This window comes from Clostridium sp. AM46-21, assembly GCF_003480025.1.
Lineage (GTDB): Bacteria > Bacillota > Clostridia > Lachnospirales > Lachnospiraceae > Coprococcus > Coprococcus ammoniilyticus.
The window spans coordinates 96,228-120,696 of sequence record NZ_QUIB01000003.1 but is presented as its reverse complement, the minus strand read 5'-3'; the positions used below and the strand labels follow the sequence as shown (position 1 = coordinate 120,696).

The window sequence follows — 24,469 nt, the reverse complement described above, 5'->3', positions numbered from 1 at the left end:
TCTGCTGTGCTTGTCAGATATGGCAGGTGAAGTACAATGTCGCATCGTTACAAATAGAAAAGGAGAAGACAAGATGAAGAAATTGATTTTTGCTACAGGTAATGAGAATAAGATGAAAGAAATCCGCATGATCCTTGCGGATTGTGGATATGAGATCCTGTCGATGAAGGAAGCCGGAATTCAGGCTGACATCGTAGAAGATGGAAAAACATTTGAAGAAAATGCCATCATCAAGGCAGAGGCGATCCGTAAGATGACAAATTGTCTGGTGCTTGCGGACGATTCCGGTCTGGAGGTAGACTATCTCGATAAAGCACCGGGAATCTACTCTGCAAGATTTATGGGGGAAGACACCTCATACCGGATCAAGAATAAAGCGATCATTGACAAGCTTGCCGGTGTTCCGGATGAGAAGCGTACTGCAAGATTCGTATGTGCGATTGCGGCTGCATTCCCGGATGGAAAGACCATTACCAGACGTGGCACGATCGAAGGAATCATTGGATACGAAGAACGCGGCGAGAATGGATTTGGCTATGATCCTATTTTCTTCCTGCCGGAGTATGGTAAGTCCACAGCAGAGCTGTCACCGGAAGAAAAGAATACGATCAGCCACAGAGGAAACGCACTTCGTTTGATAAAGGAAGTTATAAATGAGAATACTGATAATTAGTGATACACATGGAAGAACCAATACAATCCGGGATGTCTTAGATACGGTGGGAGACATCGATATGTTTATCCATCTGGGAGATGTCTGCGGAGATGAAGAATATATTTATGACAATGTAACCTGCCCGATCCACATGGTTGCCGGGAATAATGACTGGACCTCTGATCTTCCAATGCAGGAGGAATTCATGATCGGCCGGTATAAGGTATTTATTACGCACGGACACCGATACAGTGTCCATTATGGAACGGACTACTTACAGGAGTTGATCAAATATGATGGTTACGATATTGTGATGTATGGGCACACGCATGTCCAGAATCTGGAACGATATGGCGGAGCTTATATCGTAAATCCGGGCAGTCTGGCATATCCGCGTGATGGCATGAATGGCAAATACATGCTGCTGGAATTTGACCAGCATGGAACACCATTTTTTGCAGAAAATGAACTGAAACCGAAACGTCGGATGCGCAGCATATTTGAAGATATGTGGGGCGACCGGGAAGAGTAGAGATTATTAGAGACAAGAAAGAGGTCGGCTGTGAAGAAACGAGAGATTATAGAAGGTGTTATAAAAGACTATGATTTCCCAAATAAGGGAAGCTTTGAACTGGATGGCAAAAAAGTGATCGTGAAGGGAGCACTGCCCGGACAAAAGGTGTCCTGTATGGTATCCAAGGTACGGAAGGATAAGGCAGAGGCACGTCTGTTGGATGTGCTGGAACGCTCTGAGATCGAAGATGCAGTACCACCATGTCCACAGTTTGGCATTTGCGGCGGCTGTGCATACCAGACCATGAGCTATGAGCATCAGTTGGAGTTAAAGGCAGGACAGGTGAAGAAGCTGTTAGACGGTGTGATCGATTCAGAGACACATCCATATGATTGGGAGGGCATCATCGGCTCGCCAGTTACAACTGCATACCGGAATAAGATGGAGTATTCATTTGGCGACGAATATAAGGATGGTCCGCTGGTGCTGGGGCTTCATAAGAAGAACAGCATGTACGACATCGTTCCTGTCTGCAACTGCGTGATCGTAAGCGAAGATTATAACAGGATCGTTTCTTATACGATGGAATTTGCAAGGGAGCATGGGCTGTCCTACCATAAGAAAATGCAGCATGTAGGACTGCTTCGTCATCTGGTGCTTCGCCAGTCCAAGACAAATGGCGGACTTCTGGTAAATCTTGTAACCAGCACGGACGGATTAGAGAATCTGGATCTGAATGCATATGTAGATGGGCTTCTGGCACTTCCGCTTGACGGAACGATCATTGGTATTCTCCATACGGCAAATGATTCTCTGGCGGATGCTGTTGTGCCGGAGAAGGTAACGCTGTTATACGGAAGAGATTATATCGAGGAAGAGGTGCTGGGGCTGCATTTCCAGATCTCACCATTCTCATTTTTCCAGACAAATACAAAGAGCGCGGAACGACTGTACAGCAAAGCCCGTGAATATGCCGGAGATACCAAGGACAAGCTGATCTTCGACTTATACAGCGGAACCGGAACGATCGCCCAGATGTTATCACCGGTTGCCTCCAAGGTTATCGGCGTAGAGATCGTAGAAGAAGCAGTCGAAGCCGCAAGAGAAAATGCAAAGAGTAACGGACTTGATAACTGCGAATTCATCGCAGGCGATGTCTTAAAGGTCATCGACACCATCGAGGAAAAACCGGATCTCATCATCCTCGATCCACCGAGGGATGGCATCAATCCAAAGGCGCTCCTTAAGATCATCAACTACGGTGTAGACGAGATCGTTTACATCAGCTGTAAGCCAACCTCCCTCGCAAGAGATCTTGTGACTTTGCAGGAGCATGGATATTATGTGAAAAAGGCATGTGCAGTGGATCAGTTTGTGAATACCGGGCATGTGGAGACGGTTGTCTTGCTTTCCAAGGGTGAGGTCGACTCGAAAAAGATTCGGGTTGAGTTCTCTTTGGAAGATATGGATATGTCCGAATTTCAGGATGGGGCAACCTATCCGCAGATCAAGGAGTATGTGTTGGAGCATACCGGGTTAAAGGTGTCCAACCTCTATATCTCACAGATTAAACGAAAATGTGGGATTGGGGTTGGTAAGAACTATAATCTGCCGAAGTCCGAGGATTCCAGACAGCCCCAGTGTCCGCCGGAAAAAGAGAAAGCAATCCGAGAAGCATTCAAATATTTTGGGATGATCTAACATCCCGCAAAATGGAGGTTTCTTATGGATAGATTGATTTCTTGTGAGTTTAACATGGATACGCTTGTGTGGAACTGAAATTTTTAGATGGCAGCATGATTGCCATTGATACCATCGCCGTGGAGAATGAGGTTGCTGACAATATGTATCAACGGTCAGAACTGGATTATCTAATCTACAATGATCCGGTTGGATATGCAGACTTGATCTTGAACGGTGATCCCGAAATTTATCTAAAAACTGTAACTGAATGTAAACCCTTAGATTAAAACTCAGCCCTCTGCCTTTTCCTTGGCAGAGGGCCGTTTTTTGCTTAACAGTTATTGAGCATCCCTTAATTGCTCTACAACACTGCATTTCGCTGCATTGTCATACATCATGCAAGGAATCAGCCACCCCAGCAGAAGAAATACCGGAATTGTCAGCAGGACAGGCAGAATGGTGAACCGATACTCAAAGAACCAGAACATACTGCCCAGCATTTTTCCTGCAAGAGGTCCCACCGCCAGCGACAGAATAAAGGCCGCCGATACGGAGGACATTGCGTAAAACAATCCCTCGTAGATCAGCATGGTTTTGAGCTGCCGGTTCGTCATTCCTACAGCCTGAAGCACAGCAAATTCACGGCGGCGGGAAAGAATACTGGTCATCATGGCGTTGAAGAAATTTAAGAGTCCCACCAGCCCGATGATAGCACAGAGGATACCACCTACCAGAAGGAACATCTGCCGGAACTGAGCAAACTCAGAGCGAGCCGTGGCCTTGCTTTCATACATCAAGGGTGAAAACTCACCGGCAGTGAGCTTCGATAGATATTGCTCTGCTTCGGCCTCGTCTGCGTCGTCTGCTGTGTCGAACAGGTAGAGCATCGGAATGGCCGCACCGCCGCTGTCCCTCTGTGCGGTATCCACAGACAAAACTGTCTCATATCCAATACCACCATAACGATAACTCATGGAATACGGAAGCTCTACCAAGGCGCAGACCGTGTACTCTACATCTCTGGCTCCATACAGTTTTTCCTGAAAGTACTCCTCCGGTGTATCTTCGGTGCGGAGTTCCCCGGTGCGGCTGTCGATATATTTCACATCGTCCGCATAGGTGGCGGTGATCGTGTCTCCCACCTTGGGGTAGTATTCAGGATTGGGCAGATTACCGTAGTCATCTAAGGAAACCGCAATGGCAATAGCGTTATTGTTTGGCTCCAGCATAGGAGAAATATCTCCGTCGAACACTTGCAGCTTGTCAAACAGGCTGTTATCCAGAGCCTCGATTCTGGTATCTCCCATCACCATATCGCCCCGGTGCTCCATGCGGCTCATATGGCTGTCCAACTGCTCAGCACTTTCGTACCTTGCATAGTCCTGCCGCAGAGCATCCTCCGTCATCCAAAGATATACGGGTTTTCGCACAGCATATCCCGTGCCGGAAAGACTGGACTTTGTGTTTGCTGCGATCTCTTCGATCTGTTCCGGCGTGATGAATTCATCTGCCGGGTTGTAACGGAAATAGTCGGGCGTGCTGACGATAAAATCGGCGCAGGTCATGAAGGATACATACTTCTCCATGCTGAAGCCGCCCACAAAGGCACACAGTGCATTGAACAGCGTCACCGACAGTGCCAGAGACACCACCACCAGCACCGTCTTTTTTTTGTTTCGTCCCAGATTGGCAAAGGCCATCTGATGGAGCTTCGCTCCCCGGGTGCTGCGCTGTTTTTTCTTGGTCTGCATCGCATCTGTATATTTGGTAGCCTCCACCGGAGAAACCCTGGCTGCCATTTTCCCGGGCTTGGAGCAGGACAAAAGCACCGTCAGCAGGGCAAACAGCACGGAGCCAACAAAGATCACAGGCGAAGTGCTGATGGTGGTGATGCCTGCATCCAACTGGGTGGAGCGCAAGACAACAGGCACCAGAACAGCGCCAATGCCATAGCCCAACAGCAGCCCCGCCGGAATGCCGATCAGACAAAGCAGAAGTGCCTGCTGGCGAATGATGCGTTTGAGCTGCCGGGGCGTTGTGCCAATGGTTTTCAGAAGCCCGTAAAACCGGATATCCCCCGCAACAGAGATCTGGAAAATGTTATAGATGATAAGATACCCGGTGAAAATCACCAGCAGCAAAAAAGCTGCTATGGCGATCACAAGTTCCGGATCGAGATGCGACTCCAGCTGGGATGAGGTATATCCCCAGTTGACGCCGATCCGGACGCTGTTGGGATCGGTATAGCTGTCCCATGTGTAGCCGAGATCGGTATCCACCTGCTCCATCTGCCCTTGAATGTTTGTACTGGAAGCCATCATGACATTCAAATCGGTGCGGAAAGGCTGTAAACCTGTTTTCACTGCCTGCGCTTCGATGTCATCTGCGTAATCACGGCTGATGTTGATGTAATGAACAGGCATTAGTTCATCATAGTCCCAATAGCCCACCAGCGTAAAGGTATCTGTTACAGTAAAGGCGGTTTGATCCTTGTCCGTAATGGAATAGGAAACCGTGACCTCGGCGCCCAGCTCCGGCGTTACGCCAAGCAGCTGCAACGCTGCCGTATCCATGGCTACCTCTTTGCCGCTTTCGGGCATCCGTCCGGTAGTAGGGGTTGCATAGCTCCATTTAGTGCAGTTGACATCCATGTAGCTGATCTCTGCAGGGGTTTTGGAAAAGACACCCTCCGCAGTGATACCGATTACCTTCCGTACCCCCGCAGCCTTCACCTTTGGGTGGGCAGCGATACGTTCCGCCTGCTCGGGGGAAACATCCTTAAAGGTACCGTGTGCATAGCCACCTACCTGCCGAAACTGGTAGGTTTCATAACTGGCGTTCAACGACAAGACAATGGTGAACATGGACGTAAATAGCAGCGTTGTCAGCGCAATGGCAAAAATAGCGATCAGATTGCGGCGACGGTTCGCATAAAGAGATTTTAAGCTGAGCTTTCGAATACATTTTCTGTTTTTGACATTCATCGTAGCCACCTCCCGTTAGTTCTGGGAGACGATCCGACCATCTTCGATACGGATAATGCGGTCTGCCATCTGCGCAATTTCTTCGTTGTGAGTGATCATTACGATTGTCTGGGCGAACTTTTGACTGGTGACTTTCAAAAGGCTCAATACATCCTGGCTGGTTTTGGAATCCAGATTGCCGGTGGGTTCATCTGCCAGAATGATAGCGGGTGCTGCCGCCAGCGCACGGGCAATGGCTACTCGCTGCTGCTGACCGCCGGAGAGCTGATTGGGCAGGGCATCCAGACGATCATCCAGCCCAAGTGTCTGTACAATTTGCTGTACGAAATCCTTATTGACCTTGCCACCGTCCAGCTCAATGGGTAGAACAATATTTTCATACACATTCAGCACCGGAACAAGATTATATGCTTGGAACACAAAGCCGATTTTCCTGCGGCGGAAGATGGTCAGCGCTTCCTCCTTCAGGGAGAAAATATCCTGTCCGTCCACCATGACCGTGCCACTTGTAGGGCGATCCAGCCCGCCCAGCATGTGCAGCAGCGTGGATTTGCCGGAGCCGGATGTGCCGACAATTGCAACAAATTCGCCCTTCTTTACACTTAAATCAACTCCATCCAACGCATGAACTGCGTTATTGCCGGAGCCATAAATCTTTTTCAGGTTTTTTGCCTGTAAAACTTCCATAAATGAGTACCTCCATGAAAAAATCTGTATGTATGAAAGGAAATCATCCTTTGATACATACAGATTATCGCATAGGAATCTTTCCACATTCTTTCCGGCGGAAAATGAAATCTAACAGTTTTGATAGAATTGTTGTTATTTCGGCAGAAATATGGAAAACGTACTTCCTTTTCCCGGAACGGAAGCAATCTTGATATAACCTCCCTCGCCGGATATGATCTGTCGGGCAAGGTATAAGCCGATGCCGACCCCTTCCTGCTCCTGAACCGCCTTTGAGCGGTAAAAGCGAGCAAATATCTTCGCTTGCTCAGTTTCCGGTATGCCTGAACCGGTATCCGATATATCGATCCTTGCAAACATTTCGTAACTTACGGCAGAAATCCTGATTGTGCCATGCTCTGTATATTTGATGGCGTTGTCTACGATATTCGCCAGCGCTTCCGCTGTCCATTTGAAGTCGAATACAGCAAAAGCATCTGTATCCTGCATTTGCAAAGACAATCCTTTTTCAGAAGCCTTGGCAGTATATTGTTCTACCACACTTTCAAGCAGCGGCTGCAGCGCTGCTTGCTGAGGGGAGAGTGAAATGATCCCGTTTTCCAGTCTGGAAAGCTTTACGAGAGAATCAATCAGAAATCGCAGCTTTTCCGATTGTTTGTACAGCGCCTCCACATTTGCCTTCGCCGATGCAGGCATAGTTTCCTCCATCAGAAGCTCGCTGTATAACAGCAGGTTTGCAATCGGCGTTTTTGTCTGGTGGGAGATGTCCGCAATCAAGGTTTTGATTTTGTCTTTTTCCTGCGCTATGTTTTGAGAAGATGCTTCTGCGGCGGAAAGATAGTGCGCAAACTTCGTTTCCAATGCAGATAGCCGGCTTTCATCAAAATTGGTTTCAGAAAAGGAGCCGGTCATGGCAGCGTCCAGCATCCTTTCGATTTCTTCCATCGTTTTTCTGATCTTCCTCCGCTCCCATAATACAGCAGCTATCGCCGCCAGAAAACATAGCAGTATGATCACAATGCCGGTTTTATTCATCTTTTGTCACCCAGCTATAACCGATTCCGTAGATGGTTTTAATGTATTTCTGTGCGCCAAGCTTATCCCTCAGACGCTTGATCGTAACAGACAAAGCATTTTCATCCACATATTCTGCGCCATCTGTCCAGATCCGGTCGACAAGGTCTCCACGGGTCATGGTTCGACCACGGTTTTCAACAAGCAGACGCAGTAATTTTTGTTCTGTTTTACTCAATTCCACTTTTGAATCTCCCACATAAAAGGTCATAGACTCAAAGTCAAAGTGAAATAGATCCATATGGAACGGCGCATTTTTATGGTTTGACGCTTGCTTTCGCAGTTGGGTATTCACCCTTGCACGCAAAACCGAAAGAGAAAAGGGCTTGGTAATATAATCATCAGCGCCTCTCTCCAGTCCGTCTACGATGTCCAGATCGGTGTCGTTGGCAGTCAGCAGAATAACAGGAATTCCGGGCAGGTTTTCCTTGACCTCCCGAAGCAGCTCAAGCCCGCTGCCATCCGGCAGATTGATATCCAGCAGGATCAGGGATACACCGCCGCAAAGAAGCTGTTCCTTCGCCGTTTTTAGGTCTTGGCAGGATATAATCTGACGGTCATCTGCTTTCAGTGCTTTACTTAAACCCTGATTCAACCCTATATCATCTTCAATAATCAATAATTGTTCCATGTATCTCACTCCCTCGTTATTCAAAGGCCACCATTATTTCCTTGGGTAATTTTTCGTTCTCACAGTTCAGAAGATAGGCGATTGCTCTGCTTGCAAATTTGTTTGTTTTCACTGTATCCCAATCGGCAAGCAAAATGACCTCTGCCTTTCCGTTCTCAAAATCTAATGATATTTCGCCCCATTCGCCGTCGCAGTCTGCCTGATATTCGTAGATTGCGGCGGCGATTTTCTTTTTTCGCTTGGTCTTGGATTTCTGTTTTAGCCGGACTGCATGGATTGCGCCCTCGGCAACCAACAATTCCGTCAACTTGTCCACTGCTTTTCGGTAGGCTCGTTCTGCACCGCTGGCTGTACTGCCCTCAAACATAACCGCCAGTTCTTCAAAGGTGGGGCGGTCTTTCCATGAGCTGACACGCCCACAAGTCATGCAAATTGCTAACCGTTTTTCGAGCAAGGTCTGTTCCCGGTAATTCAGTTTCTCAAATGCCTGCTGCACCTTTTCTGCTTGTATGCCGTTCCAGAGGATATCGGTATAGTTCCAGCTATCGTCAAGGGCTACATCCTCGCCTATTTCCTCGCCATCCTCGTCTGTTACATAGAATGGCTGCTGATTGCGGATACCTCGCACAACTTTCAGATAGTCTTCGGCAAGAGCAAGATCACAGTTGTATTTCTTGGAAAATTCGTTGACCGCATCCTTGGTATTGTGGTACAGCCAAGCCATTGACCGCACCATTTTGTAATTGGTCAGAGAGGACACCGACCATTTTTCTTCACCCATGCGGAAACGGAGCATAGCATCCCGGATGAACGGGAAAATGTATGTAGCATACTCTGCACCCTTGGCAAGGTCATAGTCCATCAGCTTTTGGAGCATTTGCTCCCGGCAGGAGAGCTTTATATCTATAAATCGGTCTGTGTCATACAGATCGCCGCCATCCACACCGAGAAAGTCTTTGATGCGCTTGTTAAGCTGCGGCTCGTAGTGGTGTAGGAAGAATGAGAAATATATCAAATTCTTTTCCTGCAAGGCAGACAGGATATATTCGTTCAGACTGCCCACCGCTGGCGGCTCCGGTTCCAGTTGGAAGATGCGCTCTGCCACATAGGGAATGATGCCGTCACCGTGCGGATTGACATGATGTTTCGGTATGTATCCAGTCATATTCCATGTAAAATCATTCAGCATAGCGCACCTCCTTCCGGTTTACCATATCAGTATTTAGAACTTTCTTTGCAAATACACCATATCCACCAACTGTACACCACCTTCATATATTGGGTGGTCATAATTGTCTGTAAAGAAATTTGGTATTATGTGAGAACGGACAAAACCACATTTTTCATAGAATGGTATTGTCAGTGGACTATCGCCCGTTCCAACTTGCAGAACAGCATATTGTCCGCTGTATTTCTCGATGATAAAGTCAATCAAAGCTTTTGCATAGCCTTTGCCTTGATGTTCTGGAACTGTTGCAATGTTCTTAATTTCAAGCACACCATTTCTTTCGCCGGTTATGACACATTCGCTTTTAACTCCATTATCATCGAGGATATACATCCTGCCATTATCAAGATAGCAATCTACCATGTTTTCCTGCTCATCAGCCAATAACAGCAAATCCAGATATTCCTTTTTGTTTTCTGTAACCTCAATAATTTTCATTGTTTATACCTATAAGTTACTTTCAATGCTTCTTTTTTCAAAGCCGCCTGTCCCATCTCTTTTTCGTAATCACCTTTGGCATAGGCGACATTGCTCAGCGCTCGAAGCATTTTATCCTTTGCCAGCTTCTTCATAGCCTCCGCAAGATCAGCGTCCAGAGTACCACGCTTCACATAGCGGTTTATGGTGTTCAGCCGTTTCTCATAAATCTGTTTCACCGGATGATCGTCCGCAAGTTCTCGCTGTTCTCTACCTTTCAGATTACCGATCTGCCGGCAAGTGCGGTGCAGCTTGTCCCCCGGTGCATAGCCGCCGCAGTATTTGGTGTGCCTTGCGTTGGTGGTCAGAAACCACTTGCCGCAGATTTTGCATTTCTTCGGTGCATGACCAACACATAAGCCCTCAAAAAGATCAGACCGGAACATCCCTACAAAGGATACATAGTGCATCCGCTTGACCAGCTTTGCTACATCCTCGCTGGGACGAATGGCGGATACATACTGAACGGAATTGTTCAGGATAGACATCCAGGCATTGCCCTCTGTGATGGAAAACTCCGGCGGGAAATAATTGCCGAACATTCTGGCAAAGCCCTCTGCGGTGCGGTCAGCTTCGTTTCTGTCCGATTGTTCTGCAAAATCAAGCATCGCCGTTTGGTATTCCCCAAGGGAGTATGCCAGATGCCCAAACACAGCAGTATAACGTTGGAGTATGATTGCATCAGCATAGTTCGGAACTTCTTCGAAAGGCAAGGAATTGGTTGCGGCTTTTATAGCGAACTCCACATATTTCAGCGCATTGTCCGCAGTAAAAACCCTTTCTATCCGTTCCCTGTGCTTTGGTATATCCATATAGGAGAACGGCGGCGTTTTGCTGAGAATCTCTAACATTGTCAATGCAGCTTCCTTTGCCATAGGAAAGAGTGCAGAAGTATCCTGTCCGGCGTTTAATATTCCAAGCAGCAGATTGATTTTCTCGCATTGCTCGTTCATCCTTGAAATGGTATCCGCAGGGACATTCAGCGCATCACAGGCAAGCATGCCGACAGGGAATGTTTTGCCCTCATATATGACCGTATCCTGCCAGAAGTCCAATGTCATCAATTCTTGGTTCATGCTTACCCTCCTGTCCTGTTTTTTCATTTTTCTAATTATATCATGTAAATGTGAAGAAATCTACGTCCTCAGATAAGTTGTCCTGTTTTTTGAAACAGGATTGTCCTGTCATTAGCCTGTTTTTTGAAAAATCCGGCATAACCATAGTAGAAAGAGCCAAACACCTGCCAATCACGGTGGGTGTTTCGTGCTTTCTGAATACTATGAACGGAGGTTTTCTATGACATTCTATGAAACCATCAAGGCGGCAATCAGCGTAAAGCAAGCCGCCGAACACTACGGGCTGAAAGTAAACCGAAATGGTATGGCTTGCTGTCCATTCCACAACGACAGGCATCCGAGCTTGAAGCTGAATGAGGACTATTTTTTCTGCTTCGGCTGCGGAGCCAAAGGGGATGTGATCGACCTTGTGGCAAGGCTGTTCAATCTGAGCAGTTATGAAGCAGCGCAAAAGCTGGCTTTGGACTTCGGGCTTGACCCGAAACCGCCCACTGCCGCAGCTATGGTCAAGCCGAAGCGTCCCTATATCCGTCAGTTCCGGGAGGATGAAATGCTGTGCTTCCGGGTGCTGACGGATTATTTGCATCTGTTGGAAGATTGGAAAGTGCGCTATGCTCCCAAGACACCGGAAGATGCTCTGGATGACCGTTTTGTGGAAGCCTGCCAGATGCACTGCCATATCGAATATATGGCAGATGTGCTGACGGTGGGTGATCTGGAAGAACGGGTGGCATTGGTGGACAAGCTGATGCAGGACGGCAAAATTGCTTTTCTGCAAGAGTATACCGCACAAAAGAAAAAGGAGGTGGCGCACCATGCGAAGAACCGGAAAACGCCTGATATGAACTTGCCCATGTGGTTTGACGGGCAGAACATCAACGAAGCTCTGTTTTGTGAAGAATTTCTGCAAGAGCGCAGGATCATCTTCGCAAACGGAGCTTTTTTCACGCCCGATGGTCGAGTGACGGACGATCTTCCTCTGCGTGGGGAGATTTACGACAAGCTGAAATTCTGTGCCGTAAACAATATCCCCCGGAAGATCACCAACATTCTGGAAGTGCTGAAACTGGAAGCGCAAGTGCCGGACTTTCCACCGGAGCAGGATCGGATTCATTTGTCCAACGGTACGCTGCTATTGAACGGCACATTTACCGAGGGCAGACCGGCTATCGTGCGGAGCCGTTTGCCGGTTGCTTACAATCCCGATGCTACTGCGCCGGTGATCTGGCTGAACTTTCTGGATGGGTTGCTTTACGCCGAGGACATTCCAACTTTGCAGGAGTTTATCGGCTATTGCCTGATTCCCTCCAACAAGGGGCAGCGCATGATGGTGATTAAAGGCAACGGCGGCGAGGGTAAATCTCAAATCGGTGCGGTACTGTCTACCATCTTCGGCACGAATATGAAAGACGGCAGCATCGGCAAGATTTCTGAAAACCGCTTCGCCCGTGCCGATTTGGAACACATTCTCCTGTGCGTGGATGATGATATGCGGATGGAAGCTCTGCGCCAGACCAACTATGTAAAATCCATCGTGACAGCACAAGGCAAGATGGATTTGGAACGTAAAGGCAAGCAGAGTTATCAGGGCTGGATGTTCGCCCGATTGCTGGCATTCAGCAACGGTGATCTGCAAGCCTTGTATGACCGCAGCGACGGATTTTATCGCAGACAGCTTGTGCTGACCACCAAGGAAAAGCAGGTGGACAGAGCTGACGATCCTGATCTTGCAGAGAAGATGAAAGCTGAAGCCGAGGGTATCTTCCTGTGGGCATTTGAAGGCTTGCAGCGGCTTGTTGCCAACAACTTTAAGTTTACGGAGAGTGACCGCATCCGTGAAAATCGGGAAGCGGTCAAGCGTGACAACAACAATATCTTTGATTTCATGGAATCAGAGGGATATATCCGGCGCAAAGCGGATGCGTCCATCAGCTCCAAGGATTTCTATGAAATCTACCGGATGTGGTGCGAGGAAAACTCCCTTGCACCGCTGAAAGCCCGCAGCTTCAGCGACGCCATGATTGCCAATGCCAGAAAATTCAATCTGGAGCATTGCAACAACATCACCAACTCTGCCGGACGGCGGGTTTGGGGATTCATGGGAGTGGAAGCCATTGCACGACCTCATATAAATGGGTTTTACGGAGATTCGCCGTGTACGTACGTACCGGAGGCCATTCCGGAGGATGGCGGCAGGTCGAGTAAATCCCATTGCTGGTACGTATGTACGCAGCAAAAGAGCGTGAAACGCTTGTTATAGAAACAGCACACATCCTCTCGTTCGGGCTGTTTCTATGTCCACAGGCTTTTGAAAAAGTGTCTGTGGACACCGGCTGCAAGAGGAAGTTGACACAGAACAGCTTCATGCAGACGGGCTGACCCTGGGAAAAGGCGCAGACATTTTCGCCTTGGTCAGCAGAGGTCACCGCAGTGACCGCATTCCCCCTCGGGAGAGCCCTCGGAGAGCCCACGGCACTTTGCAGCCAGTATGGATGAAAGTGTCATAGTGGGTTATTACACTTTGAAAAAGTGCCGTTCTCCAGCCTTCCGCTGTTGCAAATCTCAAAGAAAGGAAAAATCCAATGGCAAGAAATGATGGAATAGACCGTACCGTAGCCAGAAATCAGGACTTGGAAACACCGGCTGATGTGGCGAAGGTACAGGAACACAATGAGCGTGAAAAGGACAGCTACAGCAATCAGGACATCGTGCCGGAACGCACTTCTCTGAACGTCCATTTCAAAGCACCCACGGACGATTATGTAAAAATGTTTGAGCAGATGGAACAAGACGGCGTGATCTCCACCAGAGGTCTGAAACCGGATGCCGTCAAATACGGTGAGTTGGTATTTGCTGTGAATTCCGCTTATTTCTACAATCATGGCGGCTATGAATTTGCGAAACAGTTTTATGCCGATGCCTACAAAGCTGCTGCGGAGATCGTAGGTGGTGAGCAGTATATCCTCTCCGCTGTGATGCACGCCGATGAGCGCAACCGAGCAATGTCCGAAGCTTTGGGCGAAGATGTGTACCACTACCACCTTCATGTGGTTTATATCCCGGTGGTGGAAAAGCAGATCCTTTGGTCGAAGCGATGCAAGGATGAAGCCCTCCGGGGAACCGTTAAGGAGGTCATCACACAGGTCAGCCGCAGTAAGAAATGGGAGTCCAAGCCGGTGCTTGGCGAGGACGGAAATCCCATGCTCAACGCAAAAGGGAAAAAGATTTTGAAGTCATCCTACAGTGTGTTGCAGGATGACTTTTTCAATTTCATGCGAAACGCCGGTTATACCGATGTGGAGCGTGGAGAACGTGGAAGCACCGAGGAACATCTGACTGTGACCCAGTTCAAGGTGCAGGCAGAACAGCAGCGGCTGGAAGCTGTGACCGGGCAGGTGGCACAGGCAGAACAGAATTTGGAGGATGCCAAAGCTGCCACAGCAAAACAGAAAAAGAAACTGGAATCTTTGCAAAAGGAAACCAAGGCGGCAAAGACCATTGCGCTGACAGTGCAGGACATTGAAGTAATGGCAAAAAAGCCACATTCGGAAACAATATCACGCTGACACCGGATGAATGCGACACACTCAAACGCTATGCGGTCAATGGCATTATCGCCAATGCTGACAACAAGCGTCTGAAAGAAAAACTGGCTTCCGCAGAAAAGACGGTTTCCATCTGGAAGCAGCGGTATGAAGCGGTAAACGAAAAATATATGGAACTCAAACAGAAAGCCCAACCCTTTCTGGATGCACTGGAAATCGCATCCGAAAAGGTTCGGGCTTTTATCAATTCTATCCTCATCAGAGGAAAGCAAACACAGGAACACGAACACCCTGCCCGGAAGCGTGGACAGGATATGGAACTTTGATGGAGGAATCGCCTATTGAAGAAATATTATGAGGAAGCGAAATATAATGCGGCATTTGACCGCTGTGTGGATGTTATGAGCCAGATGCTCCAGAAATATGGACATCAGGTTTTGGATAAATTGGAACAGGACGCACCGCAGGGAGTGGAGCATTCCGAGGAAAGTAATCAAGCGCAGCTTCTGACGGATAAGGCTGCATAAAATTTGCAATTTACACGTTGCGTATTCGCTATGGCTATGCTATAATGATTACGCAACGTGTATTTTTTTGCTTTTGTGGAGAAAAGACGGATGGATTGTAAAAACAGAATTATAAAGTTGCGTGAAAGCACAGGACTGAATCGGAAAGATTTTTGCAAGCTCGTCCATATTCCTTACCGGACTATGACTGAATGGGAATTGGACAACCGCCATGCACCGGATTATGTGCTGTGGCTTTTGGAGTATTATATCCGCAACGAGGGACTTATGGTAAAAGGAAGGAATGAGGGAGGTGGAGATTCTGAAAAAGAAACAACTTAAATGCTATCTTTATACAAGAGTGTCCACCTCGATGCAGGTTGACGGATACAGCTTGGATGCCCAGCGTGACAAGCTGCGGAAGTATGCGGCATACGAGGATATGATCGTTGCCGGGGAGTATTCTGACGAGGGCTTTTCCGGAAAGAACATTCAAGGGCGGCAGGAGTTTCAACGGATGCTGAATGACATCCAGGACGGCAAAGATGATGTTTCTTATGTGTTGGTCTTTAAGCTGTCCCGATTTGGCAGAAATGCAGCGGACGTTCTGAATTCTTTGCAACTCATGCAGGATTTCGGTGTCAATCTGATCTGCGTGGAGGATGGCATTGACAGCTCCAAGGATGCAGGAAAGCTGATGATCTCTGTGCTGTCTGCGGTGGCAGAGATTGAGCGAGAAAATATCCGCACACAGACAATGGCAGGACGTGAGCAAAAGGCTCGTGAGGGCAAATGGAACGGCGGTTTCGCTCCATATGGATACAAACTGGAAAATGGAAACCTTGTCATTGCAGAGGATGAAGTGGAAGTAATTCGTGTCATTTATGACCGCTACATTCACACTAATGAGGGTGTTGCAGGAGTTGCAAAATATCTGAACCGCAATGGTTATACTAAGAAACTAAGACAGAATAATACCATTCCGGGATTTTCAAGAGATTTTGTGAAAAATGTATTGTACAATCCTGTTTATATGGGAAAGATTGCTTACGGCAGACGAAGAACAGAAAAGAAACAGGGTACAAGAAACGAGATGCACGTGGTTGAGCAGTCGGAGTTCCCGGTTTATGAAGGACAACACGAAGCTATCATTTCCGAAGAGGATTGGTATCTGGCACAGGAAAAGCGCAAGATCAATTCTTTTAAGCGGGAAAAGGTTAACAATCCAGACCACGCACACATCCTGTCCGGTATCTTGAAATGCCCATGCTGCGGAAAGAGTATGTACGGCAATATCGCCAAGGCGCACAGCAAGGACAAGAAAACACGGTATTATTACTACTGCAAAAATACGGTAACACCTACCGGGCATGAGTGCAGTTTCCGTCTGAATATTGAGCAGACGGAAATCAACAAATTTGTGGCGAAGGTTATCTCCGCTATGGTCAACAATCCACGGTTTGTAGAAGCGATTCAGGCGAAAATCGGAACAGCAGTTGATACAGAAGATATGGAACGGCAGATTGCTGTCCTACAAGGGCGGCTAAAGCAAGCCTTTGGAACGAAAAGCCGCTTGGAGCGTCAGATGGATACCTTGGACATCAATGATGCCCACTATGACAGAAAGATTTTGGACTTGCAGCGCCGCTATGATGAGCAGTATGACACCATAGAGGAAATCGAAGTTCAGATTGGCGAATTGCAAAGTCAGATCCGCAGCATCCAGCAGGAGAAGATTTCCGGAGACAATATCTATCGCTTGTTGCTGGCATTTGATGAAGTCTACCATTCCGCAACGGAAGCGGAGCAGAAGGAGTTTATGAAGGCCTTTATCGAGCGAATTGAGATGTTCCCGGAGAAAAGGAAAGACGGAAGCTGGATAAAGAAGATCGTATTCAATTTTCCTGTGCCTGTTGATGGTGAGGAAGTGAAAGAACTTCCCTTGGAAACTGAAACAACTGTCGAGACGGTAGTTTTAATGTCAAAGGTGAACCCTAATAAGTAAATAAAGTGTAGAAAACAAAGGACTTTCTCAAGGACTATCGTTAAAAGGTATATGAAGTCATTGTGAAAGTCCTTTTTTAGTGCTCGAAAATAGTCGAGTGGGAATTGGTCTACTCGGTCGGGTTGACACTAGGGAATGGATAACAAAGATTTGAACCCTAGAGGGGTTCATTATGTATTCAACCTTATGTTGGCGTACAGGATATAGATATCCACGGAATTGCAAAACGATAGGACATCTTGATAAAACTCAAATTTCGTGATATAATATTATGACTAAGTTTGACTAGAATTAAATTGCCGGAAGAGTAGATTAAGGAGTGGATAAATGCAAATTAGTTATAAGCCTTTATGGCATACACTTTTGGAAAAGGGAATGTCTAAAGAAGATCTTAGAACAATGGCAAAACTATCAACAAATGCCATTGCGAATATGGGAAAGGATAAGAATGTAAGTATGTCAACCTTACTTAAAATATGTGAAACCCTTCAGTGTGATTTGGATGCTGTGGTGGAATTAAAAGGACTGGATTCAGTAAAGGAAACGGAAAGTGAGGAAACGGTGACTCGGTTTGATCATAAAACATATTCACCAAGACTGGTGTCATTGTTTTCTGGCTGCGGTGGAATGGACAAAGGATTTGAAGATGCAGGCTATTCTAGAGTATGGGCAAATGACTTTGATAAAGATGCCCAAGCGGTATTTAGACTCAATCTAGGCGAAATTGATGGAAGAGATATAACTACAGTACCTGTAGATGATATTCCGGATTGCGACATTCTAACTGCTGGATTTCCATGTCAGCCATTTTCAAACGCCGGCAATCGTAGGGGTGTTTATGACGAGAGAGGTGAATTGTATCTCGAGTGTTTGAGAATTATAGAACATAAGCAACCACGAGCAGTATTATTTGAAAATGTTAAAGGTTTGATGTCTTCCAAACACCAGAGCGGAAAAAAATTAATTGATGTAATTAAGGAGGACTTAGAAAGACTGGGCTATTTCGTCAATTACAAGGTTGTAAATGCATCAGATTATGGAGTTCCACAAAACAGAGAACGTATGATACTAGTAGCTTTGAGAAAAGATCTTGGAAAGACATTTGAATTTCCACCTGTTCAGAGCGATAAAAGTAAGCTAACGTTACGACATATTTTGGACATTCCTGCAGATGTACCAAATCAGACATTTTGGCCATATTCTCCTCAAGCACAAAATATGGTTGATCAGATTCCAGAAGGAGGTTCATGGAAGAGCATTCCATATGAGAACCTTTCCCCGAGATTCAAAAGAATTAGAGATGATATGAAAAGATATCATGCTCCAAATTTTTATAGACGCTTTAGTAGAGATGAAATAAACGGAACGATTACAGCATCTGCTCAGCCGGAAAACTGTGGAATAACACATCCAACAGAGAATCGACGATATACAATTCGAGAAATTGCACGAATTCAAACGTTCCCGGATGACTTTAAATTTATTGATAATACAACTAAAAATATAGTAGCAATGTATAAAGTAATAGGAAATGCTGTACCTTGTCATCTTGCAGAGGTAATAGCAAATGCTATTTACGAGCAAGCTTTTGAGGAGGAAAAATAAATGAATTATTACATAAAAAAAGACCAGGTTAGTGAATCAATAGAATACTTTAAAAATGCAGGATTTGATACCGATGATATGCTGTTCTTGTTTTTAATGGCTAAGCATATGGGAGTGAGTGCTTCTTACCCTGTAACATTCTTAAACAGTGCTTTAACTTCTGAGCAAAAGAAGGAAGAGTTAAATTCTTTATGGTTGCTTGGTGGATTATTTGATTCTGGAGAAATGTGTAGTTCAAAAGGAGTTATGTTCCCAACTGCCTTTAGAAAGTTGGCCTTTTATCAACCAGGAACTGAATTTAATAAAATTCCAGGAAGAATGAAAGATACCGTTGAAAAGAAGAATATTAATGTGACTATTTTTAACGATGTGGATTCAAAACTTACCCTTAGAAGTAATTATAAGGATTTGATTGATGACAAATATTTAAAGGGTCAAAAAATATCATTATCCAAATTAGCAGCTTGGATTTTCCGCTTTAGCTCATTTGAGTTTGATTCAATACCAAATGAGAAGCAGTTTTCAAGAGTATTGGATAAAGCAATCAAGAAGTATTTTAAAATAACAAAGAATGATTTCCTTTGGTTGTTCGAGGATGACCTCTCAAATTGTCGTTTAATTCCCGATGCAGACAGTATTACGGGGCAGGAAGTAAGAGAGCAGTTTGATTTTGACGCAACAAAGATGCCTGAAGTTAATGTGATTTCAGCACCTGAAGACGCCCAGGTTAGTATCTATGATAAGGATACGGTGGCACATTACTTGGCATTAAATGGAGATAATCCTAGCGACAGCGATATATATGATATTCTGATGAATAAGGAACAAATTGTGTTAACTGGAGTGCCAGGTGTCGGAAAATCAAGATATACAAAAAATCTTACAGAAAGTGGGAAATTTGTTGATAGCTTAACGATACAGTTTCATGCAAATTATTCATATGAAGATTTTATTGGTGCTGAAGTTCTTAAATCAGAAGTTGGAGGAACATACGTCACTACTAAACAAGGAGTGTTCTTAAAATATATTGAGAAGGTCAAGAGTGATCCGAATAAATCAAATAAATATTTGCTGGTGATTGACGAATTGAACCGTGGAAATATTGCAGAAATATTTGGAGAATCAATACTTGCTTTGGACAGAAATTATGAGGCGAGTTTGTCAAAAGAATATGAAGATGTAGGAACGCTCTCAATTCCACGCAACTTGTACATTGTGGCAACAATGAATACAAGTGATAGAAATATTGCTTTCTTGGATTTAGCTATAAGAAGAAGATTTGCATTCGTACCTCTTTTGCCAAACTATGACTTCTTATCAGAGGAAGTTGTATTCCAAGACTTTGATTTGGGAAATATTTTAAAACAGATTAATCAGAGAATTATTGACACTTTAAAAGACCCAGAGCTTATTTTAGGCCAGTCCTATTTTATCCCGAGGCAGATGAGTCGGGTAAATATATTTGGGAAGCCAATGATTTTAAAAACCAGTTTAATTTTGTCTTGTTACCAACATTAAGAGAATACAGCTTTAATAATGCGAGTGCCATTGGATCAATTGTCGGAGAAAACCTGTCCGATGGAATACAAGATTTAGATGATTTCATGGCTTCATTCTCTGCTGAATTTGGAGAATGAGGAGATGTGCTATGGAAATAATGGAGTCTGCTGAACAAAACATTATTACTGTTCAACCAGAAGAAATTGCTTTTTTTGAAGAGTTCACTAAAAAGTATGCGATTAGCTGGACCAGAGAAGAAAAACTGAACAATATCCTTCCTTTAAGTAAGTCGTATGTTGGTTATATAACAACTCCAACAAGAATTATATCTTTGAATCCTAAGTATCACGAAATTGGATTTGAACACATTATACGAATTTATCTTTATGTGTATGGGTACAGACCAACTGATAGTGCAGCGATTTTGGATGTTTCTGAGTCTGAAACAAGTGCTGATGTTGCATCAATGTTTATTAAGAATCTCAAAAGAAATATTCAAGAGGGAATTATACGTTCTTATCAAAAGACAGATATTAGAAGCGAGTCGTTGCAGGGTAAAGTTAATTATACTCGAACTTATACGAATGTACTTACTGGTAAAGGGAAACCAGTTATGAGTAGAGTATCAAAATTGTCGATTAAGAATAATATTAATTCGCTGATACTATCTGCATTAGAAAAATTAAAACATACGGACGAATATTTCTCAGACGCGGCACAGTTGGAAATGTATTTTTACGGAGCGGACAGAAATGTTCAAAATGGCAGTGCTTTACTTCAAGAAATAACTTTTAATTCCAATACTGCTAGATATAGGAGAACTTTAACGTATGCAGCAATGATTATTGATCAATTAACATACAGTGATAAGGGGTCTTCCGTTGGAACTGACAGTTTTTTGATTAACTTTGATAGGCTGTTTGAAGATTTTGTGGCTAAAGTCCTTAAAGAAATCCCAGAAAAACGTGAATTTACAACGTGGTCAGCTAAGAAAAGATTTGCAGATGTAATAGGTAGTACTGGCGTATATTCCGGAAGAGAATATCAACCGGACATCATATATAGGTATAAAGAGGAAGATGAAGCATTTGACTATATGCCATCGGCTTATGCTGTATTGGATGTAAAAAATAAAGCATATGGACAATTTAAAAATGCAGATATCTACCAGATTATGATGTATGCAAAATTGCTTCATAGTGAAAAAGCATTGTTGCTATACCCATCGTTCACCAATAGAAGAACGGAAACACTCTCGTTAAATTCCGAAATTTTCAATCCATCCTTAATATATGCTTGTTTTGTAAATATAGGTGATGAGAGTGGTGAAAAATTTCTGCAATCGATTCATGAGTTTGCAAATAATGTTGTATATACAATACAGGATATACAGCATTTGTAGAGAATGAGCTAAACTAAGGCTTGATCAGTGAGTTATGCAAGGATATATTTCTTTGAAATTTCAACAATTAACACTTGACTATATAAGGAGGTGATCTGGTTGAAGATAATACTTAATTACAAATCGTATTATGAAGCATTTAAACTCGGTGTTACAGACAACGGGTTTACGGATGTTGCCAGATTGCTTTTTTATCCAATATTTGAAGAAAAGACTATTCTTGACGAGAAATTAAATCCATACGATGTGGATAATGTTAACGCAAGTGCCTGGGGAAACGGATATAAAACAATTCCTAAGGAAATACAGGCAGCTGTTGGGAAGAATGAAATGCTCACGAAGATCATTGCATATTTCAACTCATCAGTAGTTCCGGTATTAAGCGATGCAATTGCCGATGAAATGTATGATGGGATGTAAAGGATATAATAAAAGTGGTAATAAGAACTTAGAAAGCGAGTCATATCACAGACTTGCCGATCCAAAGTTGAAGATACAAGTAGTGTCAATGCTTATTGATCTTGATGGAGATGAAATTGTTTTATCAAGAGAAATAGACTCATCAGATATTAATATCTCAAGTAGATCTGAAAAAGTTGAATCTGGAACATATACTGTAGGAAATCCAACTAAGAAAAAAGGTTCCATTAGCAGTGTATGGCTTAAGCTGATGGGGATTGATGATGAGGGGATATTCATTCATCAATATGCAAATGGCTCTGTACAGGCGTTAAAGTTCAGGACATTTGCACATGTACTTTTGGTAAATGAAGACCGAATCACATCTGGAAATAGCGTACTCAAAAAACAGATTGGATACACAAATAATATTCCGGTAGACGTGATCTCCTCATTATTGTACTTTAAGGATGAAATTAGTACAGAGAAACCTTCTAAAGATGGTGATGATGATAAAATTATCACAGCAAGAAAATCAGCCGTACAGATGATGTATGACAGGAGCTTAAGTGCATTAGCGGAGCAAGATTTTATTCGTTTAAAAGATCAGACTGACCAACGTAGTGCTGCAGAAATTGAACTCGAAATAAACGATTTATTGCAAGACATTGAAGCAGCAGAAAGTTCGCTTGACGAAGCGATCAGTAAGAATCAAGAGTTGACTACACTAATCATAGATATTGATGATAAGATTGCCGAAAGTAAGATGTTAAAAGATCGGTATGCATCTTTGAGGACGCAGTATGAGTCAGACATAAGGCGATTGACTTTTATTGCAGAGGGTGACTTACATCGTGACAGTATTCCTAAAATTTCTGTATGTCCATTCTGCAATGGTGAATTGCAAAAAGATAAATCGGAATCATGTATAGAGGCAGCTGAATTTGAGGTAGAGAAAATCTTCTTGAAAATCAAAGATTTAAGAGAGGCTGATTTATCTATTGATGAAGAAACCTCCAGGTTGCTTTTGCAAAAAATCCAAGAGTGGCTTGAAAAGGAAGGTCGGCATCAATTACAGTTTTTGCTTTTAGATTCCCCGATTTTGAGTTTAAAAGAAAAAGAAGAAAATATTGGTACTCAAAAAACCAGTAGCGGAATGAGAAATGGCCTTTTTAAATATTTTGTAGATCACAGAAATGATAGACAGACTATTGTTCTTGAAAATGAAATACCGAACATTGATTATGAAGACGCCAACTTAATTCATTTTTCGAGAGTGGAAGGCCAGGGAAGATTCGGTCTACTATCTCCTCTGATGTAGAGGTTATGGACTGTGATAATGACCATACACGAAGGATGCAAAAGGAAACCTAATCGTTGATAAGAAAGAAGCGAAGGTTGTGAAGCGTATCTTCCGAGAGTATTTGGAAGGGGCAAGCTTTAGAGATATCGCAATGGGACTGGAACGGGACCATATAAAAACCGGAGGGAAACGTTACAAATGGCATCAGAGTACGGTTCGAGGAATTCTTTCGAATGAGAAATACATCGGTGATGCCCTTTTGCAGAAGACCATCACAACAGATTTTATCGAAAAAACAAGAATTAAAAATGATGGAACGGTTCCTCAGTATTATGTAAAAAACAGTCAGGAAGCAATCATACCGAGGGATGTTTTTACACAGGTTCAAGAGGAAATGCTAAGACGAGCCAATATGACAAGTGGGAGAGATGGGCAGAAGCGAAGGATTTATTCCAGTCGATATGCACTCTCAAGTATTTGCACTTGCATGAAATGCGGGGATATTTATAGGCGAGTGGCTTGGAATAACAGGGGTAAAAAATCAATAGTATGGCGATGCTGCACAAGAGTGGAAAATGGACCATCGGGTTGCACAGCGCCGACAGTGCCGGAGGAAGAACTTCAACAGGCAGTTATCGATGCCATGAATGCTGTATTGGAAAGTTCCAAGGATGTGATAGCTATATTGGAAGAGAATATTCTGGAAGTTATCAGCCAAGATAATTCTGATGAAATTGAGAAAATTAACAAGACCATTGCAGAAAAGCAGAAGGAACTCTTGGAATTGGTACACGGCAAAAAAGACTATTCGAAATGTGCCAATGAAATGGAAGAACTTAGGCAGAACAAACAGCTGCTTTTGGTAAAGCATGCTCAGACCGAAGGCACCAGACAACGAATCAATGAACTTGCTGCCTATGTTAAAACGCAGGATACGCGGATAACCGAGTATGATGATAAGCTAGTTAGGAAGTACATCGATCAGATAAAGATTTATGACGATAAGTTTGTGGTCTGCTTTAAGGCAAAGATGGAAATCAATGTTTTAAGATAAAATATAAAGAAATTAGTAGCGTCCAGACGGAAGTCTGGACGTTTTAATTTGCAAATAATAAAATTATATGAATAATAATTTAAAAATAATTGTGATATATTGACATACATAGTCGAAATATGTATAATAAAATAAAAATGT

At 44.2% G+C, this 24,469-nt stretch carries 20 protein-coding genes and 3 pseudogenes; 16 read left to right on the top strand and 7 right to left on the bottom strand.

The annotated features are described in order from the left end of the window. Positions 1-73: 73 nt before the first annotated feature. The 4 genes and pseudogenes from DW959_RS02740 to DW959_RS02725 all read left to right on the top strand — a co-directional run bounded on the left by DW959_RS02740 (position 74) and on the right by DW959_RS02725 (position 3,139). The gene (locus DW959_RS02740; RefSeq protein WP_117785740.1) at positions 74-673 is read left to right on the top strand and encodes an XTP/dITP diphosphatase; all 600 of its coding nucleotides are present in this window, start codon (positions 74-76) and stop codon (positions 671-673) included. After that, the gene (locus DW959_RS02735; RefSeq protein ID WP_118615340.1) at positions 654-1,187 is read left to right on the top strand and encodes a metallophosphoesterase; all 534 of its coding nucleotides are present in this window, start codon (positions 654-656) and stop codon (positions 1,185-1,187) included. The genes DW959_RS02740 and DW959_RS02735 overlap by 20 nt, the downstream gene beginning before the upstream one ends. Before the next feature lie 30 nt (positions 1,188-1,217). Further along, on the top strand, positions 1,218-2,870 hold the full coding sequence (gene rlmD / locus DW959_RS02730; protein WP_118615338.1) for a 23S rRNA (uracil(1939)-C(5))-methyltransferase RlmD: 1,653 nt from the start codon (positions 1,218-1,220) through the stop codon (positions 2,868-2,870). Positions 2,871-2,894: 24 nt separating this feature from the next. Then, positions 2,895-3,139: pseudogene (locus tag DW959_RS02725) on the top strand (DUF6061 family protein). 51 nt (positions 3,140-3,190) lie between these two features. Here the strand turns inward: DW959_RS02725 and DW959_RS02720 are convergent. The 7 genes from DW959_RS02720 to DW959_RS02690 form a co-directional block, all read right to left on the bottom strand. Then, positions 3,191-5,836, bottom strand: a complete 2,646-nt coding sequence (locus DW959_RS02720; RefSeq protein WP_118615336.1) for an ABC transporter permease — start codon at positions 5,834-5,836, stop codon at positions 3,191-3,193. A 15-nt stretch (positions 5,837-5,851) separates the two neighbouring features. Then, entirely contained in the window at positions 5,852-6,523 is a 672-nt protein-coding gene (locus DW959_RS02715; protein WP_006858253.1) for an ABC transporter ATP-binding protein, read from the bottom strand. 135 nt (positions 6,524-6,658) lie between these two features. After that, positions 6,659-7,558, bottom strand: a complete 900-nt coding sequence (locus DW959_RS02710; protein ID WP_117494646.1) for a HAMP domain-containing sensor histidine kinase — start codon at positions 7,556-7,558, stop codon at positions 6,659-6,661. Then, positions 7,551-8,228 carry a response regulator transcription factor gene (locus DW959_RS02705; protein ID WP_117489490.1) on the bottom strand — a complete coding sequence of 226 codons (678 nt, stop codon included), beginning with the start codon at positions 8,226-8,228 and terminating at the stop codon, positions 7,551-7,553. The genes DW959_RS02710 and DW959_RS02705 overlap by 8 nt, the downstream gene beginning before the upstream one ends. Positions 8,229-8,244: 16 nt before the next feature. Beyond that, the gene (locus DW959_RS02700) at positions 8,245-9,417 is read right to left on the bottom strand and encodes a hypothetical protein (RefSeq protein ID WP_117494648.1); all 1,173 of its coding nucleotides are present in this window, start codon (positions 9,415-9,417) and stop codon (positions 8,245-8,247) included. 33 nt (positions 9,418-9,450) lie between these two features. Continuing rightward, positions 9,451-9,894, bottom strand: a complete 444-nt coding sequence (locus tag DW959_RS02695) for a GNAT family N-acetyltransferase (protein ID WP_117526580.1) — start codon at positions 9,892-9,894, stop codon at positions 9,451-9,453. Further along, positions 9,891-11,009, bottom strand: coding sequence for a DUF6076 domain-containing protein (locus tag DW959_RS02690; RefSeq protein WP_117494650.1), 1,119 nt, complete (start codon positions 11,007-11,009; stop codon positions 9,891-9,893). The genes DW959_RS02695 and DW959_RS02690 overlap by 4 nt, the downstream gene beginning before the upstream one ends. Positions 11,010-11,229: 220 nt before the next feature. Here DW959_RS02690 and DW959_RS15015 point away from each other — a divergent pair. From DW959_RS15015 to DW959_RS02630, 12 genes and pseudogenes are all read left to right on the top strand, one after another. After that, positions 11,230-11,849 (top strand): annotated as a pseudogene (locus DW959_RS15015) (CHC2 zinc finger domain-containing protein). A gap of 1 nt (position 11,850) precedes the next feature. Then, on the top strand, positions 11,851-13,269 hold the full coding sequence (locus DW959_RS02680; RefSeq protein ID WP_243023320.1) for a phage/plasmid primase, P4 family: 1,419 nt from the start codon (positions 11,851-11,853) through the stop codon (positions 13,267-13,269). A gap of 322 nt (positions 13,270-13,591) precedes the next feature. After that, positions 13,592-14,880 (top strand): annotated as a pseudogene (locus DW959_RS02675) (plasmid recombination protein). A gap of 15 nt (positions 14,881-14,895) precedes the next feature. Next, positions 14,896-15,081: a hypothetical protein gene (locus DW959_RS02670; RefSeq protein WP_021683581.1), complete on the top strand. Its 186-nt coding sequence runs from the start codon at positions 14,896-14,898 to the stop codon at positions 15,079-15,081. Positions 15,082-15,171: 90 nt separating this feature from the next. Then, entirely contained in the window at positions 15,172-15,402 is a 231-nt protein-coding gene (locus tag DW959_RS02665; protein ID WP_015540908.1) for a helix-turn-helix transcriptional regulator, read from the top strand. Then, positions 15,365-17,065, top strand: a complete 1,701-nt coding sequence (locus DW959_RS02660) for a recombinase family protein (RefSeq protein ID WP_118615334.1) — start codon at positions 15,365-15,367, stop codon at positions 17,063-17,065. The genes DW959_RS02665 and DW959_RS02660 overlap by 38 nt, the downstream gene beginning before the upstream one ends. Before the next feature lie 327 nt (positions 17,066-17,392). Continuing rightward, entirely contained in the window at positions 17,393-18,670 is a 1,278-nt protein-coding gene (dcm, locus tag DW959_RS02655) for a DNA (cytosine-5-)-methyltransferase (protein ID WP_243840111.1), read from the top strand. Next, a complete protein-coding gene (locus DW959_RS02650; RefSeq protein ID WP_118615332.1) occupies positions 18,671-20,188 on the top strand; it encodes an AAA family ATPase in 1,518 nt (505 codons plus the stop codon). 130 nt (positions 20,189-20,318) lie between these two features. Beyond that, positions 20,319-21,572 carry a hypothetical protein gene (locus tag DW959_RS02645; protein WP_173757489.1) on the top strand — a complete coding sequence of 418 codons (1,254 nt, stop codon included), beginning with the start codon at positions 20,319-20,321 and terminating at the stop codon, positions 21,570-21,572. Positions 21,573-21,671: 99 nt separating this feature from the next. Then, complete coding sequence (locus tag DW959_RS02640) at positions 21,672-21,992, top strand: hypothetical protein (RefSeq protein WP_118615328.1); 321 nt, start codon at positions 21,672-21,674, stop codon at positions 21,990-21,992. Next, positions 21,979-23,292, top strand: coding sequence for a hypothetical protein (locus DW959_RS02635; RefSeq protein WP_147353061.1), 1,314 nt, complete (start codon positions 21,979-21,981; stop codon positions 23,290-23,292). The genes DW959_RS02640 and DW959_RS02635 overlap by 14 nt, the downstream gene beginning before the upstream one ends. Before the next feature lie 52 nt (positions 23,293-23,344). Then, positions 23,345-24,328, top strand: coding sequence for a recombinase family protein (locus DW959_RS02630; protein ID WP_118615324.1), 984 nt, complete (start codon positions 23,345-23,347; stop codon positions 24,326-24,328). The last annotated feature ends 141 nt before the right edge of the window (positions 24,329-24,469 follow it).

Excerpts from the sequence above, each read along its gene's own strand:
- DW959_RS02660 (WP_118615334.1), top strand. The coding sequence starts at position 15,365 with ATGAGGGAGGTGGAGATTCTGAAAAAGAAACAACTTAAATGCTATCTT.
- DW959_RS02740 (WP_117785740.1), top strand. The coding sequence starts at position 74 with ATGAAGAAATTGATTTTTGCTACAGGTAATGAGAATAAGATGAAAGAA.
- dcm (WP_243840111.1), top strand. The coding sequence starts at position 17,393 with ATGCAAATTAGTTATAAGCCTTTATGGCATACACTTTTGGAAAAGGGA.
- DW959_RS02635 (WP_147353061.1), top strand. The coding sequence starts at position 21,979 with ATGATGGGATGTAAAGGATATAATAAAAGTGGTAATAAGAACTTAGAA.
- DW959_RS02705 (WP_117489490.1), bottom strand. The coding sequence starts at position 8,228 with ATGGAACAATTATTGATTATTGAAGATGATATAGGGTTGAATCAGGGT.
- DW959_RS02695 (WP_117526580.1), bottom strand. The coding sequence starts at position 9,894 with ATGAAAATTATTGAGGTTACAGAAAACAAAAAGGAATATCTGGATTTG.
- DW959_RS02665 (WP_015540908.1), top strand. The coding sequence starts at position 15,172 with ATGGATTGTAAAAACAGAATTATAAAGTTGCGTGAAAGCACAGGACTG.
- DW959_RS02720 (WP_118615336.1), bottom strand. The coding sequence starts at position 5,836 with ATGAATGTCAAAAACAGAAAATGTATTCGAAAGCTCAGCTTAAAATCT.
- DW959_RS02715 (WP_006858253.1), bottom strand. The coding sequence starts at position 6,523 with ATGGAAGTTTTACAGGCAAAAAACCTGAAAAAGATTTATGGCTCCGGC.
- DW959_RS02700 (WP_117494648.1), bottom strand. The coding sequence starts at position 9,417 with ATGCTGAATGATTTTACATGGAATATGACTGGATACATACCGAAACAT.
- DW959_RS02690 (WP_117494650.1), bottom strand. The coding sequence starts at position 11,009 with ATGAACCAAGAATTGATGACATTGGACTTCTGGCAGGATACGGTCATA.
- DW959_RS02645 (WP_173757489.1), top strand. The coding sequence starts at position 20,319 with ATGGAAATAATGGAGTCTGCTGAACAAAACATTATTACTGTTCAACCA.
- DW959_RS02710 (WP_117494646.1), bottom strand. The coding sequence starts at position 7,558 with ATGAATAAAACCGGCATTGTGATCATACTGCTATGTTTTCTGGCGGCG.
- DW959_RS02735 (WP_118615340.1), top strand. The coding sequence starts at position 654 with ATGAGAATACTGATAATTAGTGATACACATGGAAGAACCAATACAATC.
- DW959_RS02650 (WP_118615332.1), top strand. The coding sequence starts at position 18,671 with ATGAATTATTACATAAAAAAAGACCAGGTTAGTGAATCAATAGAATAC.
- DW959_RS02680 (WP_243023320.1), top strand. The coding sequence starts at position 11,851 with ATGAACTTGCCCATGTGGTTTGACGGGCAGAACATCAACGAAGCTCTG.